The sequence below is a fragment of the Nitratidesulfovibrio sp. 1201_IL3209 genome (assembly GCF_036763125.1).
In the GTDB taxonomy this organism is placed as follows: Bacteria; Desulfobacterota; Desulfovibrionia; order Desulfovibrionales; family Desulfovibrionaceae; genus Cupidesulfovibrio.
In genome coordinates this window covers 66,326-87,450 of sequence record NZ_JBAIYT010000017.1, presented here as the reverse complement: position 1 = coordinate 87,450, position 21,125 = coordinate 66,326, and the positions used below count along the sequence as shown (strand labels likewise).

Annotated in this window: 17 protein-coding genes; 14 read left to right on the top strand and 3 right to left on the bottom strand. The window is 68.7% G+C overall.

Annotated features, from left to right (window positions below):
- Positions 1-277 precede the first annotated feature (277 nt).
- The 13 genes from glyA to lon all read left to right on the top strand — a co-directional run bounded on the left by glyA (position 278) and on the right by lon (position 15,392).
- The gene (glyA, locus tag V6B97_RS09845; protein WP_333506334.1) at positions 278-1,516 is read left to right on the top strand and encodes a serine hydroxymethyltransferase; all 1,239 of its coding nucleotides are present in this window, start codon (positions 278-280) and stop codon (positions 1,514-1,516) included.
- A 176-nt stretch (positions 1,517-1,692) separates the two neighbouring features.
- The gene (locus tag V6B97_RS09840; protein ID WP_333506336.1) at positions 1,693-2,247 is read left to right on the top strand and encodes a deoxycytidylate deaminase; all 555 of its coding nucleotides are present in this window, start codon (positions 1,693-1,695) and stop codon (positions 2,245-2,247) included.
- A gap of 4 nt (positions 2,248-2,251) precedes the next feature.
- A complete protein-coding gene (ribD, locus tag V6B97_RS09835) occupies positions 2,252-3,508 on the top strand; it encodes a bifunctional diaminohydroxyphosphoribosylaminopyrimidine deaminase/5-amino-6-(5-phosphoribosylamino)uracil reductase RibD (RefSeq protein ID WP_333506333.1) in 1,257 nt (418 codons plus the stop codon).
- A gap of 247 nt (positions 3,509-3,755) precedes the next feature.
- Positions 3,756-4,463: a riboflavin synthase gene (locus V6B97_RS09830; RefSeq protein WP_333506332.1), complete on the top strand. Its 708-nt coding sequence runs from the start codon at positions 3,756-3,758 to the stop codon at positions 4,461-4,463.
- A gap of 144 nt (positions 4,464-4,607) precedes the next feature.
- Positions 4,608-5,837 (top strand): bifunctional 3,4-dihydroxy-2-butanone-4-phosphate synthase/GTP cyclohydrolase II, encoded by a 1,230-nt coding sequence (locus V6B97_RS09825; RefSeq protein WP_333506331.1) that lies wholly within the window; start codon positions 4,608-4,610, stop codon positions 5,835-5,837.
- A 154-nt stretch (positions 5,838-5,991) separates the two neighbouring features.
- Positions 5,992-6,462, top strand: coding sequence for a 6,7-dimethyl-8-ribityllumazine synthase (gene ribH / locus V6B97_RS09820; protein ID WP_333506330.1), 471 nt, complete (start codon positions 5,992-5,994; stop codon positions 6,460-6,462).
- A gap of 4 nt (positions 6,463-6,466) precedes the next feature.
- Complete coding sequence (nusB, locus tag V6B97_RS09815) at positions 6,467-6,970, top strand: transcription antitermination factor NusB (protein WP_333506329.1); 504 nt, start codon at positions 6,467-6,469, stop codon at positions 6,968-6,970.
- A gap of 280 nt (positions 6,971-7,250) precedes the next feature.
- Positions 7,251-9,755 (top strand): leucine--tRNA ligase, encoded by a 2,505-nt coding sequence (gene leuS / locus V6B97_RS09810; RefSeq protein ID WP_333506335.1) that lies wholly within the window; start codon positions 7,251-7,253, stop codon positions 9,753-9,755.
- Positions 9,756-9,757: 2 nt separating this feature from the next.
- Complete coding sequence (lptE, locus tag V6B97_RS09805) at positions 9,758-10,312, top strand: LPS assembly lipoprotein LptE (protein WP_333506328.1); 555 nt, start codon at positions 9,758-9,760, stop codon at positions 10,310-10,312.
- 93 nt (positions 10,313-10,405) lie between these two features.
- Entirely contained in the window at positions 10,406-11,491 is a 1,086-nt protein-coding gene (locus V6B97_RS09800) for a DNA polymerase III subunit delta (protein ID WP_333506327.1), read from the top strand.
- 151 nt (positions 11,492-11,642) lie between these two features.
- Complete coding sequence (gene radC, locus V6B97_RS09795; protein ID WP_333506325.1) at positions 11,643-12,320, top strand: RadC family protein; 678 nt, start codon at positions 11,643-11,645, stop codon at positions 12,318-12,320.
- Positions 12,321-12,388: 68 nt separating this feature from the next.
- On the top strand, positions 12,389-12,676 hold the full coding sequence (locus V6B97_RS09790) for an acylphosphatase (protein WP_333506324.1): 288 nt from the start codon (positions 12,389-12,391) through the stop codon (positions 12,674-12,676).
- A 19-nt stretch (positions 12,677-12,695) separates the two neighbouring features.
- The gene (gene lon, locus V6B97_RS09785) at positions 12,696-15,392 is read left to right on the top strand and encodes an endopeptidase La (RefSeq protein ID WP_333506323.1); all 2,697 of its coding nucleotides are present in this window, start codon (positions 12,696-12,698) and stop codon (positions 15,390-15,392) included.
- A 351-nt stretch (positions 15,393-15,743) separates the two neighbouring features.
- On the opposite strand, the gene V6B97_RS09780 is transcribed toward lon, so the two are convergent.
- From V6B97_RS09780 to V6B97_RS09770, 3 genes are all read right to left on the bottom strand, one after another.
- A complete protein-coding gene (locus V6B97_RS09780) occupies positions 15,744-18,917 on the bottom strand; it encodes a sensor domain-containing protein (RefSeq protein ID WP_333506322.1) in 3,174 nt (1,057 codons plus the stop codon).
- Between the two features lie 250 nt (positions 18,918-19,167).
- On the bottom strand, positions 19,168-20,376 hold the full coding sequence (locus V6B97_RS09775) for an AI-2E family transporter (protein WP_333506321.1): 1,209 nt from the start codon (positions 20,374-20,376) through the stop codon (positions 19,168-19,170).
- A 104-nt stretch (positions 20,377-20,480) separates the two neighbouring features.
- Positions 20,481-20,663, bottom strand: coding sequence for a hypothetical protein (locus V6B97_RS09770; protein ID WP_333506320.1), 183 nt, complete (start codon positions 20,661-20,663; stop codon positions 20,481-20,483).
- A 222-nt stretch (positions 20,664-20,885) separates the two neighbouring features.
- On the opposite strand from V6B97_RS09770, the gene V6B97_RS09765 reads away from it, so the two are divergent.
- The gene (locus tag V6B97_RS09765) at positions 20,886-21,092 is read left to right on the top strand and encodes a hypothetical protein (RefSeq protein WP_333506319.1); all 207 of its coding nucleotides are present in this window, start codon (positions 20,886-20,888) and stop codon (positions 21,090-21,092) included.
- The last annotated feature ends 33 nt before the right edge of the window (positions 21,093-21,125 follow it).

Sequence of the window (21,125 nt, the reverse complement as noted above, 5' to 3'; positions counted from 1 at the left end):
GGTAACGGGATAAATTTCGGGGGAGGGTACCTTTTGGAAAAGGTCTCCCTCCCCGGACCCCTCCCCCCAAAACTTTTCATATGTGGGTGTGTTGCGCGTATGAAAAGTCTCGCAGGCCAGGGGAGACAAGGGCTCCGGTATCGCCGCGTTGCCGTGGCACCAAGGCCCGGCAGTCATATCTCCCCCCCCCCCCAGCCGGGCACGGGAGAACGATATTTCCAGAGGTCGCGCGGCACCGGAACGCCGCGCGGCCGCAACCATTCCACGGAGGCGAACCATGGACGAACTGCTGATTCAAGACCCGGAAGTGGGTCGCGCGGTCACCCTTGAAATCGAACGTCAGACCGGCAAGCTCGAACTCATCGCGTCCGAGAACTTCGTCTCCGCCGCCGTCCGTCAGGCGCAGGGCAGCGTGCTGACCCACAAGTACGCCGAAGGCTACCCCGGCAAGCGCTACTACGGCGGCTGCGAGTTCGTGGACATCGCGGAAAACCTGGCCATCGACCGGGCCAAGGCCATCTTCGGCTGCGGCTACGCCAACGTGCAGCCCCATTCCGGCAGCCAGGCCAACATGGGCGTGTACTTCGCCTGCCTGAAGCCGGGCGACACCATCCTGGGCATGAACCTTTCGCACGGCGGGCACCTGACCCACGGCAGCCCGGTGAACTTTTCCGGCCGCCTGTACAACGTGGTGTTCTACGGCGTGAAGAAGGAAACCGGCTGCATCGACTACGACGAAGTGGCCGCGCTGGCCCGCGAGCACAAGCCCGCCCTGATCGTGGCCGGCGCCAGCGCCTACCCGCGCGTCATCGACTTCGCCCGGTTCCGCGCCATCGCCGACGAGGTGGGCGCCAAGCTGATGGTGGACATGGCCCACATCGCGGGCCTGGTGGCCACCGGCCTGCACCCCACCCCCATCGGGCAGGCCCACTACACCACCACCACCACCCACAAGACCCTGCGGGGCCCGCGCGGCGGCATGATCCTGTCCGACGAGGACAACGCCAAGACCCTGAACAGCCAGATATTCCCCGGCATCCAGGGCGGCCCGCTGATGCACGTCATCGCGGCCAAGGCGGTGGCCTTCGGCGAGGCGCTGCGCCCCACCTTTGCCGAATACCAGCAGCAGGTGGTGAAGAACGCCGTCAAGCTGGCCGGGTGCCTGACCGCCGCCGGGTACGACCTGGTCTCCGGCGGCACCGACAACCACCTGATGCTCATGGACCTGACGGCCAAGGACATCACCGGCAAGGACGCCGAGCACGCGCTGGACAAGGCGGGCATCACCGCCAACAAGAACACCGTGCCCTTCGAGACCCGTTCGCCCTTCGTGACCTCGGGCGTGCGCCTGGGCACCCCCGCCCTGACCACGCGCGGCATGAAGGAAGCCGAAATGGAAAAGGTGGCCGCGTGGATCGTGGACGCCCTGGGCAACGTCAACAACGAGACGCGCCTTGCGGCCATCAGCCGCGAGGTGGAAGTCTTCGCGCGGCAGTTCCCGCTGTTCGCCTGGTAGGCCGGACCGCACCAAAGCATTGACGAGATGACAACACCGGGGCGGACAGCCGCCCCGGTGCTTGCCAGGTTGCCTACCCGGTCTTTGCCTGAGCATGGCGCTTCCATCGCGTTCCTGCGCAGGAAGGCCGCCGGGCAAGGTGTCGCCCTTCAGCCACAGAGGTCGCCATGTCCACACTGTCCCGCCTCCCCTGGCCCCAGTACTTCATGGAGATCACCTACCTCGTGGCCGAGCGTTCCACCTGCACCCGGCGCAAGGTGGGGGCCATCGCGGTGAAGGACAAGCGCATCCTGGCCACGGGCTACAACGGCGCGCCCTCGGGCGTGGCCCACTGCCTGGACGTGGGCTGCCTGCGCGCCCAGTTGGGCGTGCCCTCGGGCCAGCGCCACGAAATCTGCCGGGGGCTGCACGCGGAACAGAACGTCATCGTGCAGGCCGCCATCCACGGCATTTCGCTGGCGGGCTCGGAAATCTACTGCACCACCCAGCCCTGCCTGATCTGCACCAAGATGCTCATCAACTGCGGCGTCACGGCCATCCGCTACGCGGAATCGTACCCCGACCAACTGGCCGAGGACATGCTGCGCGAATCGGGCGTGCTGTACGAGGTGCTGCCCTTCACCCCGCGCGCGGGCGGCCCCTGCGTTCCGCCGGACCTGCCCAACCCGCCGGACGGCAATCAGAATGGCACCGGGGGCTGCGGGGGCGGCTGCGGCTGCGGGGGCACGTAGCGCCATGACCGCGCCGCATCCGTTCGAAAATTTCATGCGCGAGGCCATCGCCCTCGCCCGGCAAGGCCGCTGGCGCGCCGCTCCCAACCCCACGGTGGGCGCGGTGCTGGTGCGCGACGGCCATGTGGTGGCGCGCGGCTTCCACACGGCCTGCGGCATGCCCCACGCCGAGGTGGAATGCCTGCGCGACGCGGCGGCCAACGGCGTGGACCCGGCAGGGAGCACCCTGGTGGTCACGCTGGAGCCCTGCAACCACCACGGCAGAACGCCCCCCTGCTCGCAGGCGGTACTGGCGGCGGGCATCCGCCACGTGGTGGTGGGCATGGCCGACCCCAACCCGGTGGCCCAGGGCGGCGCGGAATTCCTGCGCCAGCACGGCGTGCGGGTGGACATGGGCGAGTGCGGGATGGGCGTGTACGAACAGGACTGCCGCGACCTGGTGGCCGACTTCGTCACCTGGAAGAAGACGGACCTGCCCTACGTCATCCTGAAGCTGGCCAGCACGCTGGACGGGCGCATCGCCACCCGCGCGGGCCATTCGCAGTGGATAAGCTGCGCGGCCTCGCGCCGCCGGGTGCATGCCATCCGGGCGGGCGTGGGCCATGCCGGGGGCGCGGTGCTGGTGGGCGGCGGAACCCTGTTCGCCGACAACCCGCTGCTGACCGCCCGCTGCGGCGATGTTTCCGATACGCCCTCCCCCGCCACTGTCGGGGGGAATTGTTCCAGCGACACCCCGCGCCGCCAGCCGCTGGCCGTGGCCGTCACCTCGCGCATGGACGAGGTGGCCGCGCGCGCTGCGGACCTGGCCCTGCTGCAACAGCGGGCAACGGACACCATTTTCTGGACCACGCAGGCAGCCGCCGCATCCCCGGCCGCCGATACAGTGCGCGCCATAGGTGCGCGGGTATGGGGTCTGCCCGGCCCGATTGATTCGGACGGAACGGACGCCACGGCCTCCACGGCTGGCGCGGGCAGCGCGGGGCTGGACCTGCGCGCGGGACTGGCCCGGTTGCGCGGCGAGGCCGGTTGCCTGTACGTGCTGTGCGAGGGCGGCGGGCAGTTGGGGCTGGCCCTGCTGGAGGCCGGGCTGGTGCACGAGTTCGAGCTGCACCTGGCCCCCAAGGTGCTGGGCGACAACGCGGCCCGACCCCTGTTCGACGGCCGCGCGCCCCTGCGCATGGGCGACGCGCTGGGCCTGCGCGTGGCCGCCACCGCCCCCAGCGGAGAGGACATCATCGTCACCCTGCGCCCCAAGGCGTAGTCACAACTAGTAACGACGATTGCGGAAACCTCTACGGCGACCTTCAACCCAGCGGCACTACAAATAAAAAGTTTGGGGGGGAGGGGTGCGGGGGGGGAGACACAATAACAAAAGGAACCACCCCCCCCCCCCCCCCCCCCCCCCCCCCCCCCCCCCCCCCCCCCCCCCCCCCCCCCCCCCCCCCGCGCTTCATCGCAGCAATAGTATTATCAACCTGAAGACGCGCATGCGTCCGGGGGATACGGTCATGTTCACCGGCATCATTCAGGGACAGGGCGGCATCGTGGCCGTGGAAGGCGCGGGCAAGGAAACGCGGCTGCGCATCCGGCCGCTGTTCGCGCTGTCCGACATCGTGGTGGGCGAATCCATCGCGGCCAACGGCGTGTGCCTGACCGTGGAAACCCACGGCGGCAGCCGCGATGCGGCATGGTACACCTGCTACGCCTCGGCCGAGACCATGCGCCTGACCACCCTTGGCGACCTCAGGACCGGCGACAGGGTGAACCTGGAACGCGCGCTGGCCATGGGCGACCGCCTGGGCGGGCACATGGTGGCGGGCCACGTGGACTGCGTGGCCACCGTGGCCGAGGTGCGCGAGGAAGGCGAATCGCGCCGCTACCGGCTGAAGTTTCCGGCGGAATTCGGCCCCCAGGTCATCCCCAAGGGCTCCGTGGCCCTTGACGGGGTGAGCCTGACGGTTAATCATTGCGGCCCGGATTTTCTGGAGGTCAACGTCATCCCCGAAACGCAGCGGGTCACCACCATCGCAGGGTGGAAGCCCGGAGTACGCGTGAACATGGAGACGGACCTCATCGGCAAGTACGTGCAGCGCATGCTTTCGGCATGGCAGGGCGGCGCATCCGCCACCGGCCCTGTCGGCTCTGGCCCTGTCGCCTCCGGCTCCGGCGGGGGCGGCGCGCTGACCGTGGAATTCCTGAAGGAACACGGTTTCTAGTGCCATCGCAGGGTACGGGGACCGGGTCTTCACGCGTGTCGAACGGCCGGAACTTGCCGGACGGCCGGAACATGTCCAACGTTCCGAATCAATGACCGGAACGCCGCGCCCGCACGGGTCGGCGTCGCATATCCAGAGGTAGCCATGCCCATTTGCAAGACCGAGGAAGCCATCGAGGAAATCCGCAAGGGGCGGATGATCATCCTCGTGGACGACGAAGACCGCGAGAACGAGGGCGACCTGACCATCGCCGCCCAGCACATCACCCCCGAAATCATCAACTTCATGGCCACGCACGGGCGCGGCCTGATCTGCCTGGCCCTTGAACCGGCGCAGGTGGACAAGCTGCAACTGCCCATGATGACCCGCCGCAACGGCTCGAAGTTCGGCACCAACTTCACGGTGTCCATCGAGGCGCGCAAGGGCGTGACCACGGGCATCTCCGCCGCCGACCGCGCCACCACCATCCTGGCCGCCGTGGCCGACGAGGCCCAGCCCGAAGACCTGGTGACGCCGGGGCACATCTTTCCCCTGCGGGCCCAGAAGGGCGGGGTCATGGTGCGCGCCGGGCAGACCGAGGGCAGCGTGGACCTGTCCAAGCTGGCCGGGCTGAAGGGCGCGGCGGTGATCTGCGAGATCATGCGCGACGACGGCGAAATGGCCCGCATGCCCGACCTGATCGAGTTCGCGAAAAAGCACGACATGAAGATCGCCACCATCCGCGACCTCATCCGCTACCGCATGCAGTCGGGTCTGCTGTCCGTGAAGCGCGTGGCGGAAGCGCAGATGCCCACCAAGTACGGCGAATTCCGCGTCATCGCCTACGAGAACGAACTGCACGACGAAACCCACCTGGCCCTGGTCAAGGGCGAGATCACCCCCGGCGAGCCGGTGCTGGTGCGCGTGCACAGCGAGTGCCTGACCGGCGACGTGCTGGGCTCCATGCGTTGCGACTGCGGCGGCCAGCTGGCGGCGGCCATGTGCCAGATATCGGGCGAGGGCAAGGGCGTGCTGCTGTACATGCGCCAGGAAGGGCGCGGCATCGGCCTTGCCAACAAGATCCGGGCCTACGCCTTGCAGGACCAGGGCTACGACACCGTGGAGGCCAACCACAAGCTGGGCTTCAAGGCGGACCTGCGCGACTACGGCATCGGCGCGCAGATCCTGGTGGACCTTGGCGTGCGCAAGATGCGCATGATGACCAACAACCCCAAGAAGATCATCGGCCTTGAAGGCTACGGCATCGAGGTGGTGGAACGGGTGCCCGTGGAACTGGAATCCTGCTCCTTCAACGAGGCGTACCTGCGCACCAAGAAGGAGAAGATGGGCCACCTCCTGGAGTTGAAACCCCACGACGCGCCGAGCGAAATCTAAGCGACATACAACCGCCCCGCCCGCGCGCCCGGCCCTGATCGGTCCTGACCGGTCCTGACCGGTCCTGACCGGTCCTGACCGGCCCTGACCGGCGCGCGGGCGGAGGACGGCCCCATATCACGCCCCGGCGCGACGCCGGAAAAGGAGACCCCCAATGCTGCACATCAAGACCATCGAGGGCCAGCTCGACGCCAAGGGCCTGAAGTTCGCCATCATCGCCACCCGCTTCAACGACTTCATCGTGGACCGCTTGGTGGGCGGCGCGGCGGACTACCTTGCCCGCCACGGCTGCGAGCGCGAGGACATGACCATCGTCCGCATTCCCGGCGCGTTCGAGATGCCCATCGTGGCCCAGAAGCTGGCCAGGAGCGGCCGCTACCACGGCATCATCGCCCTGGGCGCCGTCATCCGCGGGGCCACCCCCCACTTCGACTTCGTGGCCGGCGAGGCCACCAAGGGCCTGGCCCACATCTCGCTGGATTCCGGCGTGCCCGTGGGCTTCGGCCTTTTGACCACCGACTCCATCGAGCAGGCCATCGAACGCGCGGGCACCAAGGCGGGCAACAAGGGCGTGGAAGCCGCCGCCGCCGTGCTGGAAACCGTGCGCGTGATGGAGCAGTTGTAACCCCATGGCCAACCAGGGCAAGAAACCCACCCGGCGCAGCGAACGCGCGCTGGCCTTTCAGGTGCTGTACGGCCTCAGCTTTTCGCCGGCCACCACCGAGGGCGCGTTGCGCGCGGCCTATGCCGCCTCGCCCGATGTGGCCGATCGGACGGACAGGGCCGAAAACGAAAAATCCGGCCGGCACGACCCCGCCACCGCCCCGCAGGGCTACGCGTGGGAGGTCATCCACGGCGTGTGGAAGACGCAGGCCGAACTGGACGAGGCCGTATCGGGCTTTTCGCAGAACTGGCGCGTGGAGCGCATGGGCCGCGTGGAACTGACGCTGTTGCGCATCGCCGTGTACGAAATGCTGTTCCGCGACGACGTGCCCGCCAAGGTGGCCATGAACGAGGCCATCGAGCTTTCCAAGCAGTTCGGCGACGACAATTCGCGTGGCTTCATCAACGGCATCCTCGACGCGGTGGCCCGCGCGCTGGAATCGGGCCGACTATCGCCCAAGGGGCAGTAGGCCCCGCTGCGGCCGGGGTGGTCCGGCGGCGCTTAACCGCCCGGAATCACCCCGCGAATGCGCAATTGGCACTTGAAGGCGCGCGCCCGAAAGGCTACGGTCTGACGGGTTCGCGCCCTCGGTCTTCACCGGGGGTGGGGGGCGCGTCCCCCCGAATCGGCAGACCAGATACCAGACCCGACACCCGCCCCCTGCGGCGGCCGGAACAGGCACCGGCGGCAAGGCAGGCGGGCACGGGGCAGCCCACAAGGACCATCGCGGCATGAAACCCGAACGCGGCATGAAATACGATCCCCAGTCCATCGAAACCAAATGGCAGCGCACCTGGGAAGAAAGCGGCGCCTTCCACTGCGACCACCACTCCGGCAAGCCCAAGTACTACGTGCTGGAAATGTTCCCCTACCCTTCGGGCAACATCCACATGGGGCACGTGCGCAACTATTCCATCGGCGACGTGGTGGCCCGCTTCAAGCGCATGCAGGGCTTCAACGTGCTGCACCCCATGGGCTGGGACGCCTTCGGGCTGCCGGCGGAAAACGCCGCCATCAAGCACGGCACGCATCCCGCCAAGTGGACCTTTTCCAACATCGACAACATGCGCAGCCAGCTGCGCCGCCTGGGCTACTCGTACGACTGGCGGCGCGAGCTCGCCACCTGCACGCCCGAATACTACCGCTGGGAGCAGCAGTTCTTCCTGCGCTTCTTCGAGAAGGGCCTGGTGTACCGCAAGCAGGCCCCGCAGAACTGGTGCCCCAAGTGCCACACCGTGCTCGCCAACGAGCAGGTCATCGAAGGGCTGTGCTGGCGCTGCGATTCCGCCGTGGAGCAGAAGAACCTGACCCAGTGGTTCCTGCGCATCACCGACTACGCCGAAGAACTGCTGGCCGACCTCGACAAGTTGGAGGCGGGCTGGCCCGAGCGCGTGGTGAGCATGCAGCGCAACTGGATCGGCAAGTCCATCGGCGCGGAGATCGCGTTCCCGCTGGAGGGGGCCGACGGATCGGGCAATGGCGCCTCCATCACCGTGTTCACCACCCGGCAGGACACCGTGTTCGGGGCCACCTTCATGAGCCTCGCGCCCGAGCACCCGCTGGTGGAGCAGCTCATTGACGGAAAGCCCGAGGCCCCGGCGGTGCGCGCCTTTGTGGAGCGCATCCACAACATGGACCGCATCGTGCGCCAGTCCGACGACCTGGAGAAGGAAGGCGTGTTCACCGGGGCATATTGCGTGAACCCCTTCACCGGCCGCCGCATGCCCATCTGGGTGGCCAACTTCGTGCTGGCCGAATACGGCACCGGCGCGGTCATGGCCGTGCCCGCGCACGACCAGCGCGACTTCGAGTTCGCCCGCAAGTACGGCCTGCCCATGCAGGTGGTCATCCAGCCGGAAGGCGACGCGCTGGACACCGCCGCCATGCAGGCCGCCTGGACCGAGGCGGGCGTGCTGGTCAATTCCGGCGAGTTCGACGGCCTGCCCAACGAGGCCGCCAAGCAGAAGATCGCCGATTCGCTGGAATCGTCCGGCAAGGGCCGCCGCACCGTCAACTACCGCCTGCGCGACTGGAACATCTCGCGCCAGCGGTACTGGGGCGCGCCCATCCCCGTGGTCTACTGCGACGATTGCGGCGTGGTGGCGGAGAAGGACGAGAACCTGCCCGTGCTGCTGCCGCTGGAGGTGCGCACCCACGAGGACGGCCGCTCGCCCCTGCCCGACACCCCCGAATTCGCGGACTGCGCCTGCCCCAAGTGCGGCGGCAAGGCCCGCCGCGAAACGGACACCATGGACACCTTCGTGGAGTCCTCGTGGTATTTCGCGCGCTACACCAGCGCCCGCAAGGACGACGGCGCGTTCGACCCCGCCGCGCTGAAGTACTGGATGCCCGTGGACCAGTACATCGGCGGCGTGGAGCACGCCATCCTGCACCTGCTCTACTCGCGCTTCTTCGTGAAGGCCCTGCGCGACTGCGGCTACATCGAACTGGACGAGCCCTTCGCCAACCTGCTCACCCAGGGCATGGTGCTGAAGGAAGGCGCCAAGATGTCCAAGTCCAAGGGCAACGTGGTGGACCCCACCGAGATGATCGCCCGCTACGGGGCGGACACGGTGCGCCTGTTCTGCCTGTTCGCCGCGCCGCCGGAACGCGACTTCGACTGGAGCGACACCGGCATCGAGGGGGCCTACCGGTTCATCGGGCGCATCTGGCGCCTGGCCGAGGAGCTTTCCGGCGTGCTCCTGCCGGTGAAGGCCTGCTCGGCCACGGCGGCCGACGCAGCCACGCCCCAGGGCAAGGACCTGCGCAACAAGGAACACGCCACGGTGCGCAAGGCCGGGGCGGACATCAGCGACAGGTTCCAGTTCAACACGGCCATCGCGGCGGTGATGGAACTGGTCAACGCGCTGTACCTCGCCAAGGACGAACTGTCCGGCGACGAGGGCGGCCGCAGGGTGCTGTCCAGCGCCGTGGCCACCGTGCTCACGCTGCTCTCGCCCATCACCCCGCACCTTTCCGAGGAGTTGTGGGAGGCCGTGGGCAACGCCGGGCGCGTCACCGACGAGCCGTGGCCGCAGTGGAGCGAGGAAGCCCTGGCCCGTGACGAGGAAACCATCGTGGTCCAGATCAACGGCAAGCTGCGCGGCCGCGTCAGCGTGCCCGCCGGGGCGGACGCCAAGGCCATCGAGGCCGCCGCCCTGTCGGAACCCAACGTGGCCCGCCACCTGGAGAGTGTCACCGTGCGCAAGGTCGTCGTCATTCCCGGCAAGCTCGTCAACGTGGTGGTCGGCTAGCCATGGCCGCCGCGTCCCTCCGGAACGGGGGCTCCCTGTCCCGCATCGCGCGGCGCGTGTCGTGCGCCCTGGCGTCCCTTGCGGCCGTCGCGCTGCTGGCATCGCTGACCGGCTGCGCGGGGTACAACCTGACCAGCGAGGAAACCGGCATCTTCGGTGACGGCAACAAGACCCTCAAGGTCAAGGCCGTGGACAACCCCACCATGTACCCGTGGCTGCCGTACGTGCTGCGCTCCGCCCTGCGCGACGAGATCGGGGCGCGCCAACTGGCGGTGTGGAAGGACGACGGCCGCGCGGACTACGAGATCAAGCTGCGGGTGCGCCACTTCCGCCTGCGCGGCGACGTGCGCGACTCCGACGACAAGACCCAGTTGTACACGGCCTCCATGTCCGCCGAGGCCACCGTGTACGACGGCGCCACCAACGCCGTGGTCTGGGAATCGAAGATCGTCAGCTATTCCGACTCCTACGACACCTACAACGAACGCGACGCCGCCGAAAAGGTGGGCGCCGAACTGGTGCGGCGGCTGGTGGACAGGATGCGCCAGCGCTTCTAGACCGCAGGCCAAGGCCCGGATATAAACGGCCCGAGGGGAGGCGCTCCCTTCGGGCCTTCTCGTTGCCGCCCCCCGCAACCCCACGGTGACTGCATGACCCGACCCGGCTTCACCATCTGCATCTGCCCCGACGCCCGCCTGACCCGTGACCGCATCGACGCGCTGCTGGCCGCGCATCCGCCCGTGGCCGCCGATGCCAACGCCGGTTCCATGGGGCCGGCCCCGGCCGCCGTGCCGGAATGGGACCGCCAGGCATTCTGGGGCGACGAGCCGTTGCCCCCCGCCTTCTGGGAACACCTGACCCTGCAAGGGTTGTTCGCCACCCCGCGCGCGCTGGTGGTGCGCAACGCCCAGAACCTGCCCGCCGAGACGTGGAAGCGCATCTCCGCCGCCCTGGCCCGCCCCAATCCGTTGGCGTGGCCGTTCCTGTGCCTGGAGGTGGGCTTCGACAAGGGCCAGCCCAAGGTGCCCGCGCACATCGCCAAGCTGCGCTGCCTAGACTTCGCGGAGTCGAAGAAATGGATCTGGCGCTCGCCGGGCCTGGACGAACGCGGCGTGGCCACCTTCGTGCGCCAGCATGCGGCGTCGCGGTCCATCCGCTTCGCGCCGGGCGCGCTGGAGGCGGTATGCGCCGCCCTGCCGCCCGACGCCACGGCCATCGCCACCGAACTGGAAAAGCTCTCGCTGGCCGCGGGCGACGGCGAGGTGACCGCCGCCATGGCCGCGCTGGTGGACCACGCGGCGGACATCGACATCTTTTCCTTCATGCGCGCCCTGCAAGCGGGCAACGCCCCCATGACCGTGTGGCGCCAAGTGCTGCGCGACCGCCTGGGGGGCGATTCCATGCTCTTCCCCTTCCTGGGCATGCTGCTGCGCGAAACGCGCATCCTGTGGCAACTGCTGGTGGGCGAACAGGTGCGCCTGCCCCCTTCCGTGCTGCCGCCCAAGCAGCAACTGGCGCGCCAGTTGGGCCATGCCGGGCTGGCCCGGATATGGGACCTGGCGCTGGAGGCGGAAATGGGCATCAAGAGCGGCGAACGTTCGCCCGAGCAGGCCATGGAAATGCTGGTGGCCGGACTGTTCACCCTGTTCGCCCGCGGCCGCCGCGCCGCGCAGGGGGCCGCCCAGCCCGGCAGGCCCCGTCCCCCGGCGTACGCGCCGGGCGGGCACAGGAACTGACCATGGCCCCGGCACCGCCGCATCCGGCCCGGCTTCCGGCCGCTTCCGCAGCGCCGGGCGCACCTCCGTCCGTCCGCGCTGCCGCCCTTGCCCCCGCAACCACGGGCCGCACCCGTACAACGGGCTTGCACGCCCCGCACGACTGCTTATTATGACCACTGGTCCCCACTACCACGGCCACCGAGAGCGGGTGCGGGCCAGGCTGCGCAACGACCCCGCCGCCCTGCCCGACTACGAAGTGCTGGAACTGCTGCTGGGCCACGTGCTGCTGCGCCGCGACACCAAGCCGCTGGCCAAGGAACTGCTGACCCGCTTCGGCAGCCTGCGCGGCGTGCTGGACGCCCGGCCCTCGGAACTGCTGGCGGTGAAGGGCTTCGGCCCGGCCATGCTCGATTTCTGGTCCCTGCTGCGCGAGGTGATGGCCCGCTACGTGGAAACCCCGGCCCGCGAACGCGAAGTGCTGGGCAGCCCGCAGGCGGTGGCGGAAATGGCCCGGGTGCGCCTGGCCGCATCGCCGCACGAGGAGGTCTGGGTGGCCCTGCTGGACACCCAGAACCGCCTGATGGCCTGGGAAAGGGCATCGCGCGGCACGGTGAACGCATCGGCCGTGTACCCGCGCGAAATCCTGGAACTGGCCCTGCGGCACAAGGCGGCCTCGATCATCCTGGTGCACAACCACCCTGGCGGCAATCCGTCGCCGTCGGCGGGAGACATCGAGATCACCCGTCAGCTGGAACTTTCGGCCAAGGCCATCGGCCTGCGCCTGCTGGACCACGTCATCGTCACCGACGACGCCTGCTACAGCCTCAAGGACGACGGCCTGATTTAACGACGGCCTGATCTGACGGCGGACTGCGATGCTACGCCGCCGCAACGAAGCAACGGGAGCGGACGCACATGGCGCGCAGCCGATTCAGGGTCACCGGCCGGGTGCAGGGGGTGGGCTTCCGCTCCTGGACCGGCCGCACAGCCCGCGCCCTGGGCCTGTCCGGGTGGGTGCGCAACCTGCCCGACGGCAGCGTGGAACTGGAGGCCCAGGGGCCGGACGAGCGCATGGACGCCCTGCGCGACGCCCTGTGGCAGGGTCCCATGTTCGCCAGGGTCACCGGCGTGGAGGAGCATGCGTCTCCCGATGCACCGGACGGGCAGGACGCCGCCCCGCACGATTTCCATATCCGATTCTGACACGCGAGGAGCACCCCGCATGACCGACGACATATACGACGACGGCACCCCCAAGGGGACCGGCAAGGCCGGAGCCCAAGAAAAGGACGCCACCGGCAACGCCGCAAGCGGCGACACCGATTCCACCGATTCAACAGGTTCCACCGATTCCACCGATTCCACGGACGCCGCAGAAAGCGCCACCGGCCCCACCGGCAAGGACATGGGCGTGCCCACCCCGCCCCGCGCCGGGGACGATTCCCTCGCCACGGATTTCGACGGCATCGACGATATCGACGGTATCGGGGGCATCAGCGGTCTCGGAACCCCCGGCGCCCTGAACGCCGACGGCCCCGAATCCTCCGATTCGCCCGACGCCACTGACGCCCCCAACGTCACCGACGGGCCGGAACTGCCCGTGCTGCCGGACGAACTGCCCGTGCTGCCCGTGCGCGACGTGGTGGTGTTCAACTACATGATCCTGCCGCTGTTCGTGGGCCGCGAAAAGTCGGTGCAGGCCGTGGACGCCGCCCTCAACGGCAGCCGCTACCTGATGATCTGCACCCAGCGCGACGAGTCTGTGGACGACCCCGCGCCCGAAGACCTGCACGCCACCGGCACGGTGGTGATGATCATGCGCATGCTGAAGATGCCCGACAACCGGCTGAAGGTGCTGGTGCAGGGCATCAGCCGCGCCCGTGTGGAATCCTTCGGCGTGGGCGACGGCTATCTCACCGCCCGCGTGGAAACCCTGCCCGAGCCGGAACTGGGTCCGCCCACCGTGGAGCAGGAAGCCATGATGCGCGCCGCCCGCGAGCAGAGCGAAAAGATTCTCTCGCTGCGCGGCATCGCCACCTCGGACATCATGGCCGTGCTCAACTCCGTGGACGATCCCGGGCGCCTCGCCGACCTCATCGCCGCCAACCTGCGCATGAAGGTGTCCGACGCGCAGGCCATCCTGGAATGCACCGACCCCGACGCCCGGCTGCGCCTGGTCAACGAGCAGTTGGTTAAGGAAGTGGAAGTGGCGTCCATGCAGGCCAAGATCCAGAGCATGGCGCGCGAGGGCATGGACAAGGCCCAGAAGGACTATTTCCTGCGCGAGCAGATGAAGGCCATCCGCCGCGAGCTTGGCGAATCGGGCAACGAGGACGAGGAACTGGAAGACCTGACCCGCTCCCTGGAGCGCGCCGGGCTGCCCCGCGAGGTGCGCAAGGAGGCGGACAAGCAGTTGCGCCGCCTGGCTTCCATGCACCCCGATTCGTCCGAGGCCACCGTGGTGCGCACCTACCTGGAATGGCTGGCGGAACTGCCGTGGGCCAAGCTCTCGCGCGACCGGCTGGACATCACCAAGGCCAAGGTGATCCTGGACGAGGACCATCACGGCCTCGCCAAGGTCAAGGACCGCATCCTGGAATACCTCAGCGTGCGCAAGCTGAACCCCAAATCCAAGGGGCCCATCCTGTGCTTCGCGGGCCCCCCCGGCGTGGGCAAGACCTCGCTGGGCCGGTCCATCGCCCGGGCCATGGGCCGCAAGTTCCAGCGCATCTCGCTGGGCGGCATGCGCGACGAGGCGGAAATCCGCGGCCACCGGCGCACCTACATCGGGGCCATGCCGGGGCGCATCGTGCAGAGCCTGAAGCAGCTGGCCACGCGCAACCCCGTGCTGATGCTGGACGAAATCGACAAGATCGGCTCCGACTTCCGGGGCGACCCGTCGTCGGCGCTGCTCGAAGTGCTGGACCCGGAACAGAACTGGTCGTTCAGCGACCACTACCTGAACGTGCCCTTCGACCTGTCCAAGGTCATGTTCATCTGCACCGCCAACCAGCTGGACACCATCCCCCCCGCCCTGCGCGACCGCATGGAGGTCATCTCCATCCCCGGCTACACCATGCAGGAAAAGCTGGCCATCGCCCGCCGCTACCTGTTGCCGCGCCAGGCCAAGGAAAACGGCCTCTCCCCGCGCGAGGTCACCGTGCCCGACGCGCTCGTCGAGCGCATCATCACCGGCTACACCCGCGAAGCCGGGCTGCGGAACCTGGAACGCGAGATCGGCTCGCTGTGCCGCAAGGTGGCCCGCCGCAAGGCCGAGGGCGAAAAAGGCCCCTTCCGCATCACCCCGCGCATGCTGGAAAAATTCCTGGGCGCACCCCGCTTCATCGACGAGGAAAAGGAAGCCGAACTGCTGCCCGGCGTGGCCCTGGGCCTGGCCTGGACCCCCTACGGCGGCGAAGTGCTGCACGTGGAAGTCACCCCCATGAAGGGCAAGGGCGGCGTGACCATGACCGGCCAGCTCGGCGACGTGATGAAGGAAAGCGCGCAGGCCGCCATCTCCTACGCGCGCAGCCGGGCCGAACGCCTGGGCATAGAGCCCGACTTCTCGGAAAAGCTCGACCTGCACATCCACGTGCCCGCAGGGGCCACCCCCAAGGACGGCCCCTCCGCCGGGGTGACCATGGTCACCGCGCTGCTCTCCGCCCTTACCGGCACCCCCGTGCGCAGCGACCTGTGCATGACCGGCGAGATCACCCTGCGCGGCCGCGTGCTGCCCGTGGGCGGCATCAAGGAAAAGATCCTCGCCGGGGTGGCGCGCGGCATGCAGCACGTGATCATCCCGCGCCAGAACGTCAAGGACCTCGAAGACATCCCGGCCGACCTGCTGCGCCGCATCCAGGTGCACCCCGTAGGCCACATCGACGACCTGCTGCCCCTGGCGTTTCCGAAAGGCGAGTAAGAGAAGAATGAACCGGGGAGGGGACCCTTTGCGCGTTGCGGTCCTCATCCGTAAGGCTCGCAAGCTCGCCTAACGGCTGAGGCAAAGAGTCTCCCTCCCCGGACCCCTCCCCCCCAAACTCTTTATTTGGGGGCTCCCTCCCTATCTCCGCTACAGTTCGGTGGCTCTACCGCCCACCTTTTCACTAAACCAAGAAAGAGGGCCGGAGAATTTCCGGTCCTCTTTCGTACCATCCCCCCAATTGAAAAGTTTGGGGGGATGGGGGTACGGGGGAAGGAGACCCTTTTTAAAGGGTCCCTTCCCCCGATAATGCTTTCTCTAAACAAAATCTTTCCGTGAAAATCTCCCCCCCTACCCCGCCGACAGCGGCAGGGGGGAGCGGCGTTCCAGCACCTTGACGGTGCGTTCGAAGGGCAGCGGGCGGGAGTACAGGAAACCCTGGGCGTACAGGCAGCCCAGTTCCAGCAGCACTTCGGCCTGTTCGGGCCGTTCGATGCCTTCGGCCACCACCCCCAGGCCGAGGCCCCGGCCAAGGCTGACGATGGACTGCACGATGCCGTAGGCGGCCTTTTCCTCGTGCACGCGGCTGGTGAACGACTTGTCGATCTTGATCATGTCCATGGGAAACTGGCGCAGGTAGTTCAGCGAGGAATAGCCGGTGCCGAAGTCGTCGAGCACCAGCGAGACGCCCAGTTCCTTGAACTTCCACAGCTTGTCGGTGACGGAATCCACGCCGGTCAGCAGCAGGCTTTCGGTGATCTCCAGCCGCACGTCCAGCGGGTTGCAGCCGGATTCCAGGATGACGGCGGAATAGCTTTCCACCATGTTCCAGCGGCGGAAGCTGCGCGCGGAGATATTCAGGTTCAGGGCGAATTCCGCCGCCGGTCCGGCCCGTTCGCGCAGGGCGCGCACGGAGGCGCAGCCAAGTTCCAGCACGTGCCGGTCCAGGTGGTAGATCAGCCCCGACTCCTCGGCCAGGGGGATGAAGTCCGACGGCGTCAGCAGGCCCAGTTCCGGGTGGTTCCAGCGCACCAGCGCCTCCAGTCCGGTGATGCGCGCGGTGCGCAGCGAAACCACCGGCTGGAAGTACAGTTCTATCTCGCCCCGCTCCATGGCCCGGCGCAGTTCGTTCTCGCGGCGCAGCTTGTCCGGGGCGGCGGGGGCCACGTCCTCGTCGAACAGTTCGTAGCGGCCCTTGCCCGATTCCTTGGCGCGGAACATGGCGAGGTCGGCGTCGCGCAGGATGTCCTCGGCCGACGTGTACTGCCGGGCGCGCACCACCACGCCGATGCTGGCCGCCATGTACACCTCGGTGTCGTGCACCGGGAAGGGGGTGCGCAGGGCGTCCTGGATGCGCTCGACGATGGTGCCCACCTCGGCCATGTCCTCCACGTCGTCCAGCAGCACGGCGAACTCGTCGCCGCCGCAGCGGGCCAGGGTGTCCACCTCGCGCAGGCAGGGCAGCACCCGGTCGGAGAACAGGCGCAGCAGTTCGTCGCCCGCGCGGTGGCCCAGGCTTTCGTTGACCACCTTGAACCGGTCGATGTCCAGGAACAGCACGGCGAAACGGTAATGATCGTGCCGCCGGGCGCGCTTGAGGGCGCTTTCCACGCGGTCCAGCAGCAGCACCCGGTTGGGCAGGCCGGTGAGCACGTCGTGGAAGGCGGTCTGGGTCATGCGCTCTTCGTCGCGGGCGGCCGGGTCGCGCCCGGCGCGGCCGTTGCCGCCCTCCAGCGGGGTAACTTGCAGCAGCGCGCACGGGGGGTGGCCCGCCTCGCCGGGCAGGATGCGCAGGCTCTGCTGCATCCAGCGCTTTTCGCCGTCGGCCCGCAGGAAGGGCCACGAGGTCTCCACCCTGGCGCCGGTGGCCTCGCCGCTGCCGCCCATGGCCGATACCGCGCGGATGGCCGACACCGAAAGCCACAGCCCGCCGAACTCGCGCAGGGCCTGCCCGGCCACGTCGGGGGGCAGCAGGTCGCGCAGTTCCGTACCGGCCAGCACGCCGTCGGGATAACCGAAGGCGGCCTCGAAGGCCCGGTTCACCGCCAGCAGCCTGCCCCCGGCGTCCAGCAGGGCCATGCCCGCCACCGCGTCCATGAACGAGGCCCGAAAGCGCACCTCGTCCAGGGCCCGGCGGCCCAGGTCGCGCCGGGCGGCCAGGGCGTCGGCCACGTGGCCGGACACCAGTTCCAGCAGGCGGCGGTCCTCTGCCGAAAAGTCCGGCCGGGGCCGCGCGGGCGCGGGGCGCGGCAGGGCCTGCGCCTCGGCGCAGCCTGCATCGTCCTCGCCTTCCACCCGGCACACGATGGCCCCCAGCACCTCGCCGGTGCGGGTGCGCAGCGGCACGCCCAGCCAGTGGGCGGGCACGGGGTCGGACAGCAGGCATTCGCCAAGCTCGGCCAGTTCGCGCAGTTCGTCGGCGTCCACGCGCACGGTCTCGCCGCGCAGGTACACCCGCGCCGCAAGGTCGCACGGGGGCGCGGCGTCCCTGCGCCCGGCCGCGTCGGCGGAAGCGTACACGGTGCGGCTGCCGTCGCCGGGGTAGACCACCAGTTGCGGCGGCTCGCCCGGCAGCAGCGAACGGAAGATGCGCGCGAAGGCCAGGGCCAGCCCGTCGGGCTCGGGCTCGTGCAGGGTGGCGTGGGCGATGAGGTGCAGCGCGGCGCGGTAGCGGTCGGGCCGCGCCGTGCCGGGGGTATGGGCGCCGTCGGTGGCGGACCAGCCCACGGGGAAGGGCACGTCGTCGAAGCGTCGCCGGGCCTGGATGTCCGGCCGGTCGCTGCCCCTGCCTCCCCGGTCGTTGCGGTCGGTACGGTCCAGCGGGCGGACCAGATGCACCACGTGCAGCGGCAGGCCCAGGGCGTCGTGCACCGCGTACAGGGTGACCGAGGCCAGCATGGTGCCGCCGTCGCCGCGCAGGAAGCGCTTGCGCACGCTGCCGCCCTCGTCCTGGCCGGAAGCCACGCGCAGGAACAGCGCCAGCACGTCGGCCGTGCCCTCCAGCCCCACCATGCGGGCGCAGAACAGCGAAGGGATGTCCTCCGGCCCGCAGCCCAGCAGGTCGGCCATGCGGCCGTTCATGTACAGCAGTTGGCCCGCCGGGTCGAACACGCACACGCCGATGCCCGCCGCGCCGAACTGCGCGGCCAGGTCCCCATGGGGCGAGGGGCGGGAGGCCGGGGAAGCATGCGGGGCGTCACCTTCGGCGTTCCCGTCGGATATGAGGGACATGACGGGCAGGTCGTCCATGCCGGACGCCGGGGGTGTGGCCGGTTCTTCCTGCACTGAACGGGTGGGGGATGTGCCCAGCATGGCGGCAAGGTCGGGCAGCCCGGCGAACAGGGAATCGCCGGAAACGCAGGTAGCGTGCGGCTGCGGCTCCGGTGGCGGCAGCGGCGAATGGGGCTGAATGGGCGGGGCCGCCGCATCGGGCTGGCCGGACGAAAGGTCCGCATCGGCGTGCGTCGGCGCCCCAGCTATGCCCGATATGGCGGACATGCCGGGCATGCCGGACATATCAGCCATGCCGGAACGCTCCGGTCCGGCAGGCGGTTCGGAGGCGTCGGAGATACATTCTGCACCGGAAGGTTCGCGCAACACGTCTCCCCCTGCGGGCAGGAGCCCGCCACATCGACGGTTTGCGATACATGGCCGGAAGAACACCGGCGGGGCCGTGCCCAGTTCACGGCCTACCGGTAACCCAAGAAAATGGCAAGAAGGCCACGCGGCTGCGCACTCCGTGCGATTCCCGCCGGAGGCGTTCCGGGGGAGGGCTCTAGACGTCGCCCCCCGTGCCCGGCGGGGCCTTCGCGGCGTCCCTGGCGGTGTTCTCCGCAGCCGCCTCCGCACGGGGCGGGCACGGCGGGCAGTTGGCCGGGTCCGCCGCGCGCGGGGCCAGGATGTCGCGGTATTCCTCGCCGTACAGGGTCAGCATGACCATGGTGAAGCTGAGGATGAGCGGGCCGTAGATGATGCCCGCCATGCCGAAGGTCTTCAGCCCGCCCAGGATGGACAGGAAGATGTAGAACACCGAGGTGCCGGAACTGCCGCGCATGAAGTACGGCCGCAGGATGGAGTCGGCCCCGGCCACCACCAGCGAGCACCACAGCGCCAGGAACACCGCGCCCTTCCACTGGCCCATCAGCAGCAGGTAGACGCTGGCCGGTCCCCACACCAGGCCGGTGCCCACCACCGGCACCAGCGAGGCGAAGCCCATCACCGTGCCCCAGAACAGGCCGGGCATGCCCACGATGGCCATGCCGATGCCGCCCAGCACGCCCTGCACCACGGCCACCAGCAGCCCGCCCACCAGCACGGCGCGGGCCACGCGGCGCAGGCTCTGGATGATCATGTCCTCCTGCTCCTCGCGCAGGGGGCACAGGTACTTCACCCCCTCCACCATGCGCCTGCCGTCCTTGAGCATGAAGAACATCACCAGGAGCAGCAGCAGAAAGTGCAGGAAGAACAGCATGGTGTTGCCCAGCACGTACGAGCCCCACTGGATCAGCGTCTGCCCCGCCGTGCGGGACAATTGCAGCATGCTGGTCTGGAAGTCGATGTGGCTCAGGTCGATGAACGGCAGGTTCACCCGCACCCAGGCCAGCCACGGCTCCAGGTTCGATTCGGACAGCAGCGCCGCCGGGCCGCCGCCGCTCAGCCACTTGTTGATGGCCGTCACCGTCTGCATGCCCTGGGGAATCAGCAGGGCCACGAACACGCACACGGGAATGACGATGCACACCACCAGCCCCGTCAGCACCAGCAGCGCCGAAAGGATGGAGTTGCCGCGCACCAGCGGCTTGCAACGCAGGTACAGCGGGTAGCAGATGGCCGAGAACACCGCCCCCAGGATGAGGGTGTGCAGGAAGGATTCCACCAGTTGGTAGGCCAGCCACAAGGCCAGCACCAGCAGCAGGAAGAGGAAGTACGAGAACAGGTTGCGCGAGGCGATGACTCGGCTGCCCTTGCCCGGGGTGGTGTTCATGGATGCGTGCCCGCTGGTGGGTGATGCTGCTGTGGATTTTGGACAGGAAGATGGAAGGATGCGCACGGTTGCGGCCTGCCCCCCCACTGGCCCGGACCGGGGTCCTACATGGCTCCGGCGGGCTTGCCGGCCAGCCCGCAATACCCTTCGTCGCCCTCGGCGTTGCGCTGGGGATGCTTGTAGCGCCACATCATGCACTGGGCGCCGACGCAGAAACGCATCTTGTCGTCGCTGGTCTTCAGGAAGGGACAGTAGCGGAACTTGGCCTCGTTCTGCGGCATGATCATGGCAGCCTCCCCTGCGGGCACGGCCTGCCTGCGACCCTGCCCGGCCTGCCCGCGCGGCGGGCGGTTGCGGCGCGTGCTCCGCTCGAACCGGATCGCGCCATGCCCGATGATACGCAAGACAGGTGCGGAATGCATCCGTTTTCGTGCTCCCCCCTGTGGAAAGCGCGGGGCCTGCCGATAGGACGGATACGGGGCGTCGCATCCCCGGAAAGGAGGTGCGCCATGCGGATAGACCAGTTCACCGGTGGCGCGGAGGGCATCCTGAACGTGCTGGAGCAGACCCGCCTGATGCAACAGGACGGGCAACAACTCGCGGCCGCGCAGGCGGAGGCCCTTCCCCGGCAGGAGCGCCGGGACGCCGGACAGACGCAGACCAAGTCCTCCGTGGCCGTGCGCGGCCTTGGAGAGCACGTGGACGTCACCGTCTGACGCGCGGGCGTCAATGGGCACCGGGGTGCGCCG